At 44.6% G+C, this 8,597-nt stretch carries 9 protein-coding genes and 1 tRNA gene; all 10 read right to left on the bottom strand.

Translation table 11 applies throughout. The features are described from left to right. Positions 1 to 17: 17 nt before the first annotated feature. Positions 18 to 93 (bottom strand) — tRNA-Lys (locus L865_RS0119715). Between the two features lie 162 nt (positions 94 to 255). Beyond that, on the bottom strand, positions 256 to 993 hold the full coding sequence (gene ybgF, locus L865_RS0119710) for a tol-pal system protein YbgF (RefSeq protein WP_028774806.1): 738 nt from the start codon (positions 991 to 993) through the stop codon (positions 256 to 258). Between the two features lie 22 nt (positions 994 to 1,015). Further along, positions 1,016 to 1,567: a peptidoglycan-associated lipoprotein Pal gene (gene pal / locus L865_RS0119705; RefSeq protein ID WP_028774805.1), complete on the bottom strand. Its 552-nt coding sequence runs from the start codon at positions 1,565 to 1,567 to the stop codon at positions 1,016 to 1,018. A 38-nt stretch (positions 1,568 to 1,605) separates the two neighbouring features. Continuing rightward, positions 1,606 to 2,934, bottom strand: a complete 1,329-nt coding sequence (gene tolB / locus L865_RS0119700) for a Tol-Pal system beta propeller repeat protein TolB (RefSeq protein WP_028774804.1) — start codon at positions 2,932 to 2,934, stop codon at positions 1,606 to 1,608. Between the two features lie 9 nt (positions 2,935 to 2,943). Then, a complete protein-coding gene (tolA, locus tag L865_RS0119695) occupies positions 2,944 to 3,882 on the bottom strand; it encodes a cell envelope integrity protein TolA (RefSeq protein WP_028774803.1) in 939 nt (312 codons plus the stop codon). A gap of 3 nt (positions 3,883 to 3,885) precedes the next feature. Next, on the bottom strand, positions 3,886 to 4,320 hold the full coding sequence (gene tolR, locus L865_RS0119690; protein WP_028774802.1) for a protein TolR: 435 nt from the start codon (positions 4,318 to 4,320) through the stop codon (positions 3,886 to 3,888). After that, positions 4,320 to 5,009 carry a protein TolQ gene (gene tolQ, locus L865_RS0119685; protein ID WP_028774801.1) on the bottom strand — a complete coding sequence of 230 codons (690 nt, stop codon included), beginning with the start codon at positions 5,007 to 5,009 and terminating at the stop codon, positions 4,320 to 4,322. Before tolQ ends, tolR begins: the two co-directional genes overlap by 1 nt. Further along, positions 4,999 to 5,397 carry a tol-pal system-associated acyl-CoA thioesterase gene (gene ybgC / locus L865_RS0119680; protein WP_028774800.1) on the bottom strand — a complete coding sequence of 133 codons (399 nt, stop codon included), beginning with the start codon at positions 5,395 to 5,397 and terminating at the stop codon, positions 4,999 to 5,001. Before ybgC ends, tolQ begins: the two co-directional genes overlap by 11 nt. Positions 5,398 to 5,564: 167 nt before the next feature. After that, on the bottom strand, positions 5,565 to 7,712 hold the full coding sequence (locus L865_RS0119675) for a prolyl oligopeptidase family serine peptidase (protein WP_028774799.1): 2,148 nt from the start codon (positions 7,710 to 7,712) through the stop codon (positions 5,565 to 5,567). A gap of 594 nt (positions 7,713 to 8,306) precedes the next feature. Further along, the coding region (locus L865_RS0119670; protein WP_028774798.1) for an integrase core domain-containing protein at positions 8,307 to 8,597 on the bottom strand (291 nt) is incomplete at its 5' end.

Below are 8,597 nucleotides of genomic sequence, written 5' to 3'. Positions count from 1 at the left end.
AGCCACTCTAGAAAAAGTGGTGGGTCGTGAAGGATTCGAACCTTCGACCAATTGGTTAAAAGCCAACTGCTCTACCGACTGAGCTAACGACCCATTACTGCCACTAAATAGACTCTATTTAGTCCCTCAGGCGACTCTGCCGCTCTGAGGGCGCCTATAATACCTTTTTCATCTTCTCATGCAACCCCAAATTCCCCATTTTTTGTCATTTGCATGAAAAACAATCTAAGAGTATGTTTTTTAGTTGAATAGCGGTTACAGAGCAGCCAACTGCTGCTTCGCGATTCGCGCAGCAGCGCTAGCTGGGTACTCTTTAACCACTCGCTGGTAAAAGCCCTTAGCACCTGGCACATCAGCTGTTTTTTCAGCGATCATCCCCAGTTTGACTAAACTGTCACCGCGTTTATTCGAATCTTTATATTGATCAACAACGGTACTAAATGCAGTAGTCGCTTCAGAGAAGTCTCCCTTATTATAGAGCAACTGACCCAACCAGTAGTTTGCATTAGCAGCATAAGTCGAATCTGGGTAGCTTTTAATGAAATTACTGAAGGCAGGAATCGCTTCATCATACTTGCGCTCTTTCAGTACTAAGTTCACCGCCTGCTCATAGCTTGCGGTTTCACCTAAACTAGAACTAGTAGCAGCTTGACTCGTAGTCGTTGTAGAAGTTACCGCAGCAACAGCACTTGAACCTTGATTAGACGATAAGTTAGCTATCTCATCGTACAATTGACGTTGACGCTGCAACATTTGCTCAATTTGATAGGCTTGCTGTTCATTCAACCCGCGTAAATCAAGCACCTCTTGTTGCAAGGTGTCTAATCGCTGCTGAGTTTGAAAATCAACTTGCTGACGCGCCTTAAGCATACGCTCTAAACGTTCAACTCGATCATCATAAGATCCACCAGCAATGTCTTCAACAGGAGCCGGAGCTGCAAACACAGACCCCGAACAAAAGATCATTACCGCTGTCAGTACGGCTTTCTTCATAATTAATCCTAAATAGAAAGAATTAGTAAACTAGAACTGCACGACGGTTTTTAGCAAAACCATCATCTGTGCGGCTAATATCAAGTGGCTTCTCTTCACCGTAGCTAACAATGCTCATCTGGCTTGGTAATACACCCATGCCTTGCAAGTACTTAGATACCGCTTTTGCACGACGTTCGCCAAGGGCGATATTGTATTCTGGTGTACCACGCTCATCGGCATGGCCTTCAATCATAACGCGAACATTCGGATGCTCGACCAAGTATTCACCATGGGCATTAAGCACTTCTGAGAACTGGGCAGATACTGAGCTACGATCAAAATCGAAATAGATAATATGTTCTTTACGTAATTCTTGGTTCTTGATCCGTTGTTGCTCTGCTGGCGTTAAAATAGGTGCAACACCACCGGTTTCGACACCTGTGCCAACTGATCCACCAGATGTTTGTTCACTGCCACTTCCTGAAGTCGAGCTAGACGCATCGGTTTCGGTATCAGAAGTTGAGCTACATGCACTAATAGCCATGATAGGTAGTGCAACAGCCATAGCTTTAAACAGCTTTTTGAGATCCATGTTAAAATCCTCAGTATTTTTGTAAGTTATCTATTTAATTATAAAAAAGGTGACCAAGCTGGAGATTTGATCTCACCTTGACCTGCAGGCAGTCGCGCTTTAAATCGTCCGTCCATAGAAACTGCCGCTAATACTTGCTTTCCGTTGTACGTCGTGCCGTAAATAACCATGGTACCGTTAGGCGCAATACTTGGCGATTCATCTAAACGCGTGGATGTCAGTACCTGCATAAAGCGGGTTTCCAAATCCATACGTGCAATATTAAACTTACCGTTGGTACGGTTTACAAACACCATACTACGACCATCAGGGGCAATAGAGCCACCTAAATTCCACTCACCCTCAAAGGTTAATCGCGAAATCTTACCTGAAGCCAATGCCACCTGATATATCTGAGGTCTACCACCGCGCTCAGAAGTGAAAATAAGTGATTGACCATCCGGTGCCCACGAGGCCTCAGTATCGATAGCGTAATGGTTTGTCACCCGTTTAAGCGCTTTGGTCGCAATATCGACAACATAAACTTCCGGTTGACCATCTTTAGATAGTGTAACCGCCAACTTTTTACCATCTGGCGAGAAAGTCGGTGCACCATTAATGCCAGAGAAACTGGTAATTTTGCTTCGAGATTGGGTATAGATATCTTGAACAAAAATTTCCGCTTTTTTATTTTCAAAGCTCACATAAGCCAGTTTACGTCCATCAGGTGACCAAGATGGCGACATTAAAGGCTCTGGCGAGCGCAGTAACATTTGCTCGTTGTAACCATCGTAATCAGCAATCATCAACTTATAGGGAGATTTATCGCCGTGATTAACCACCACATAAGCGATTCGCGTTAAAAAGGCGCCACGAATACCAGTCAGTTTTTCATAAACAATATCACTAATACGATGACCATATTGTCTAAACTGCGCAGCAGTAATGACGGTTTCGCGGCTATCGATTAAATACTCTGATGCACTGCTAGGGCCAGAGCCTGATTGCATCTGTGCTTTAACTAGGTCCACCAAATCAAAGTTAACCAAATACTGATCAGGACCATAGGGCTTAACCGAGCCCATCACCACAGCTTCAGCTGCAATGCTTGACCACTGACTAGATCTAAACTGATCAACACTGCTGATATCACGCTGTGGCAATCCGAGTTCTTCAACAGGCTTAAACGTGCCACTGCGAGTTAAATCTGACATTACCACATCAGAAATTTGTGACGGTACGGGCCCAGTACCCTGCCAAACAAACGGAATCACCGCGATAGGCCTTGCAGCGTCTACACCTTCGGTAATCACAATATCTAACGCAGCCTTAACCGGTGCTGTAACCAGCATTAGCGCAACAATGAACCACTTACCCAATGTTTTCATGGGACTCCTCTAATTAAATTCCGGTTGAACGGTTAAATTGATTTCTTTGAGTTTGTTATAAACGTCCGCTTCGCTCGATACTGGCAAGCGCCCGGCTTTGTTTATCGCAGCCTTAGTCGCTCGGCACACGACACTATCACCAGAGATCACTTGGCTACCGGTCACAAAGCCATCTTGCGCTAGGCGAATATTGACTCGGCAACTTTTACCGCGCATCGACTCATCCACGACTAGATTACGCTGAATAGTCGCTCGAATCATGCTGGTATAGCGTTGTACCTCACTCATCACCTGTTTATTGCGAGTCTGAGACAGCGCTGCTTGCTCTGCCGCTAAAGCATCTTGCATCATTTGCTCTTGTTCACGGCGAGCTTGTTCTTCAGCTTTGCGTTTTCGCTCTTCTTCCACTTTACGCTTACGTTCTTGTTCCGCTTTTCTCGCGGCTTCCTCTTCACGTTTACGCTTTTCGGCAGCTTTAGCTGCGGCCTCTTCTGCGGCTTTCTTTTCAGCTTCTTTTTGTTTACGGGCGGCTTCAGCTGCTGCGGCTTTTTGCTTCTCTTCTTGCTCTCTGAGTTTGGCCGCTTTAGCCGCTGCTGCAGCGTTTTTGGTTTCAATCTCTTTTTGCTTGCGTTCTTGCTCTAGCTTTTTAATCCGCTGCTGTTCACGTTCTCTTGCCTGCGTCGCTTCACGTGCTTGTCGGTCGAGCTCATCTTGACGCGCTTTTTCTTTACGTTGTTGCTCAAGCTTTTGCTGCTTTAAGCGTTCAACATGCTGCGCGACTTTTTGTTGATCAACCACGACAGCCTGCACCGCCGGCGCACTGCTTGCTTGCGGCGTGGGCATTGGTTCGCTTGAAAAATCCACACCTAAGGCAAGGATCACTATCGCACCTATGTGTACGCCTGCTGAAATACCTAATGGAATAGTAAAACTTGAATTACTCGACACCCGTTACTCCTCAGGCGAATCCGTCATAAGTCCAACCGAAGGCACCCCAGCACCTTGCAAAGTCACCATCAATTGGATCACTCGCTCGTAGGCTATGGCGCGGTCAGCTTTAACGACTACCGGACGCTCTGGCTCTAGTTGGATAATGGCGCCGACTCTAATGGCTATCTCTTCTAAATCCAGAGTTTCACGGGCACTACTGCTGCCGACATCTAGATAGTAATCACCCTCGGCATCAATAGATGCCACCACAGGGGGTTTACTGTCCGCAGGCAATGCCTCTGCCTCACCTTGCGGTAGGTCAACTTTTACACCTTGAGTGACAATCGGCGCGGTTACCATAAAGATAATCAACAGTACCAGCATAACATCGATATACGGTACCACGTTGATCTCAGCAACTGGCCGGCGGCGTTTTCGCTGATAACCTTGCTGCATTAGCCTTGTTCCCTTTCGCTATAGGCCTGACGATGTAAAATACTAGAGAACTCTTCCATAAAATTGGCATACGACATTTCAACCTTTTCAACTTGAGTTGAAAAACGGTTGTAAGCAATCACCGCTGGAATCGCAGCAAATAACCCCATCGCAGTCGCAATCAATGCCTCAGCGATACCTGGCGCAACCATGGCTAAAGTGGCATTTTCCACCGCGCCTAAAGCGATAAAAGAGTTCATAATCCCCCATACCGTACCAAATAGACCAATATAAGGACTGGTAGAACCTATGGTGGCCAATAACGGTAAGTGAGTCTCTAACTTTTCCATCTCACGGGACAATGACACCCGCATTGCACGGTAACTGCCATCCATAACGGCATCAGGCACTCGGCCATTGAGCTTACTTAAGCGCGCATACTCTTTAAAGCCAGAGTGAAACATCGCTTCTAAGCCAGTGTTGCTGTCCTGTCTAGCCGACAGTTCTTTATAGAGTTTATTTAGATCAACCCCTGACCAAAATTTGTCTTCAAACTTAAGTGCATTCTCTCTTGCGGTCTTAATTAGCTTTCTGCGTTGTAAAATGACCGCCCATGACACCACTGACAAGCCAAGTAAAGTGAGCATCACTAACTTAACTAAAAGACTGGCCTGTAAAAAAAGCCCGATAAACGAAATGTCAGCTTCCACGATTAAACTCCTGCACTATATTTTGGGGAATGGCTCTAGGCCGCATTCGCGATAGAGCTATACACGCAACTAAGATTTTTCCTTCACAATAAACAAGGCCTTGATCATCAACTAGCTGTTGCTTAAAGGTTAATGATGCCTTCTTTAACTCTATGACCTCGGTACGGACTAAAAGGTTCTGCTCAAATTTGGCTGCCACCTTAAAATCTAACTCTGCATGCTTAACCACAAAGGCGATATCGTCAGCTAATAAGGCTGTCTGCTTAACACCGATATCTCTTAACCATTCTGTGCGTGCACGTTCGAAAAACTTGAGGTAATTGGAGTGATAGACCACACCACCAGCATCCGTATCTTCGTAGTAGACCGAGATGGGCCATTGAAACATAGAGTTGAATACCAATAATAATGAAGAAATTGAGGCCTACTATACCTAGACCGCTAGCAATTGTGAATGCTTCTCAGCTCCTTAGGATCACTATATTCATAAAATTTTGTTAATAAAAAAGAGCAGCAAATGCTGCTCTTTTTTAATTTTTAATCAACACGATGCAACTATTGACCAATTTTGGCTGGAACGCTCAATCCAAAGTTAGTCCATAAGAAGGTGTAGATATCGGCGAATTCATCAATTTTCATTGATGTTGGCTTACCCGCACCATGACCCGCTTTAGACTCAATGCGCATAATCACAGGGGCTTTGCCTTTTTGATTATCTTGCAGCAAAGCACCAAACTTGAAGCTGTGAAGTGGCACGACGCGATCATCATGATCAGCGGTCATCACCATTGTCGCTGGGTACTCACGCTGGCTAATGTTGTGGTATGGCGAGTACGCTAACAATGCTGGGAATTGCTCAGCAACATCGGCACTACCGTACTCACTGGTCCAAGCCCACCCGATGGTGAACTTATGGAAACGCAACATATCCAATACCCCAACCGCTGGCAGCACGGCAGCAAAAAGCTCTGGGCGTTGAGTCAACACGGCGCCCATCAATAGGCCACCATTACTACGCCCGTACGCGCCTAACTTACTTGAGTTAGTGTACTTCTGCTCAATCAAATACTCAGCAGCAGCATAGTAATCATCAAACACGTTTTGCTTTTTATCGAACATACCGGCTTTATGCCAGCTTTCACCGTATTCTGCACCACCACGAATATTTGGTACCGCATAAATGCCGCCCATATCCATCCATGCAATATTGGCAGGGCTAAATCTTGGTGTCAGTGAAATAGCAAAACCACCATAAGCATAAAGTAATGTTGGATTGTTGCCGTTCTTTTCTAAGCCTTTTTTATACGACACCATCATTGGCACGCGAGTACCATCTTTACTGGTATAGAACACCTGCTCAGATACATAGTCATTCGGGTCAAATGAGATATCGGGCTTAGCGAACAAAGTTGATTTACCGGTTTTAAAGTCAAAACGGTAAGTAGTCTGTGGTTGTACGTAACTGTTAAATACGTAGTAAAAATAATCTTTACTGCGTTTACCATAAGGACCGGCCACTTTACCTTTGCCAGGTAAATCGACATCTTGGCGCTTATCGCCATTCATACTAAAGATCGACAGCTTACCTAACACATCATGCAAATAGCTCACAACAAAGTGATCATTAACAATCTCAACATTACTAATAGGATCGCTACTTTCAGCAATCACCGTCTTCCAGTTATCTTTAGCTGGTTGGTTAACATCAACAGCAATCACTTTGCCATTAGGTGCATCGAGGTCAGTTTTAAAATAGAACACCGACTTGTCATTGCCTAAAAACTGATATTCTGCTTCCAAGTTAATGATGAGCTCAACGACTTCCGCGTCAGCTTCGGTAAGTGATTTATAGAAAAAGCGGTTGCGACTATCGGTACCCTGAGAAATAGAGATTAGCAGGTAGTCGCCTTTCTCTGACACTCCAGCACCAAAGCCCCAGTCTTTGTTTTGCGGGCGCTCATAAACCAAAGTGTCATTAGCTTGCTCGTCACCTAATTTGTGGAAATAAACTTTTTGGTTAAAGTTTACATCCGCCAGCAAGTTGCCACCGGCAGGCGCATCATAACGCGAGTAATACACCCCGCTGTTGTCTGCAGCCCATTCAGCGCGAGAGAACTTAATCCACTTAAGCTCATCACCTAAGGCACGGCCTGATGCCACATCGATAAACTGCCATTGCTGCCAGTCAGAGCCTGACTTAGAGACACCATAAGCAATGGTTTTACCATCATTACTTACTGAAACGCCAGATAACGCAACCGTACCATCACTTGAAAGCTTATTGGGATCGAGTGCAACACGCTCCACCCCATCCTGACCTTTTACATACAGTACGGATTGTGCTTGCAAACCATCATTACGGTAATAAAAGGTATTGTCACCGTGATCAAACGGCGCAGATTGCTTTTCGTAGTTCCAAAGCTGAGTTATACGGTCTACAACAGCTTGTTTGTTGTCGATTTGCGCAAGGTAGGCGTGACCTGCCTGTTGCTGTTCTTTAACCCACTTGTGCGTCGCATCGCTCTCTTCTTCTAAATAGCGATAAGGATCGTGCACTTCAACGCCATGTAGCGTTTCAACCACACCTGTTGGCGTTACTGCCTGTTCTGCTGGGTTATCGGGATTATTTTGGCAGCCAAACAGGGCAATACTTAGCCCCGCTACCAAAAGTGATTTTTTAGAAAATATGGATTCAAGAACCATGAGTTGCCATCCTGGTGAATATTAACCGCAACGCAGACCGTGCGGTCGTCGCTGAGTTGATTTGTTATGATTTTATTTACTTATCAAGCCGTACTATACAAGCAAAAAAAAACATGGCAATCAGATAAAAATATCTGCTGACACTTCTTTGGCATCTTTGTTGTTAATAAAAACATAACAAACATAAATAAATTAAACTGTAGAAATATGCACAGAATGTGCTTAATGACTCGAAAACCACTTTTTTTGGTGCATTCGCTCACATTGCCCCACCCGCAACTCATTAGAAAAAATAATGTATAGCTGAAATTTTTCTAGCTTGTCGGTCCAGATGGATAACACTATAATTCATCTCGTTTTCAGGAAGTGTCTGCTTAGGCAGATTATGAAAACAAGAACTTTCGACTTATGTGCCTAGCACGTGAGTCACATCCCTGGTTCTTATGCTTGACTTCCTTCCTTCAATTTGTTGATTGCAATGTTTTATTTTGCGGCCCACTTAATGATTAAGTGGGCTTTTTTTTGCCTGAAATTTGTCAATTTAACCCAAGCATTTTGTACGTGTCTAGTCCTAAAATAGGTTGACGGTTTTTATTAAGCCAGTTGGTATTCCCAACTGGCTTTTTCATGCACCTCATTTGGGGTTTTCATTCCTAAACTAAGGTGCGGCCGTAATTGATTATAAATCTCTATCGATTCCTTGATTAAAACGCCAAGCTCTTTCATCGTTCTGCAGCGATTAAGCAAAAACTCTTGCTTCAAAATACCATTCACACGCTCTGCTTGTGCATTTTGGTAGCAGTCATATCCATCTGTCATTGATGGGGTCATTCCATAGGCTGCTAGTGCCGCTTGGTATTCAGATGAGCTGTACTGTATCCCTCT

Origin of the sequence: Shewanella waksmanii ATCC BAA-643, from assembly GCF_000518805.1 — a bacterium.
Classification (GTDB): Bacteria; Pseudomonadota; Gammaproteobacteria; order Enterobacterales; family Shewanellaceae; genus Shewanella; species Shewanella waksmanii.
Note: the sequence above shows the minus strand (reverse complement) of the source record. Positions and strands in the feature narration are given on the sequence as shown.

Coding starts and splice junctions, on each gene's coding strand:
- ybgF (WP_028774806.1), bottom strand. CDS start 993: ATGAAGAAAGCCGTACTGACAGCGGTAATGATCTTTTGTTCGGGGTCT.
- L865_RS0119675 (WP_028774799.1), bottom strand. CDS start 7,712: ATGGTTCTTGAATCCATATTTTCTAAAAAATCACTTTTGGTAGCGGGG.
- tolR (WP_028774802.1), bottom strand. CDS start 4,320: ATGCAGCAAGGTTATCAGCGAAAACGCCGCCGGCCAGTTGCTGAGATC.
- ybgC (WP_028774800.1), bottom strand. CDS start 5,397: ATGTTTCAATGGCCCATCTCGGTCTACTACGAAGATACGGATGCTGGT.
- pal (WP_028774805.1), bottom strand. CDS start 1,567: ATGGATCTCAAAAAGCTGTTTAAAGCTATGGCTGTTGCACTACCTATC.
- tolB (WP_028774804.1), bottom strand. CDS start 2,934: ATGAAAACATTGGGTAAGTGGTTCATTGTTGCGCTAATGCTGGTTACA.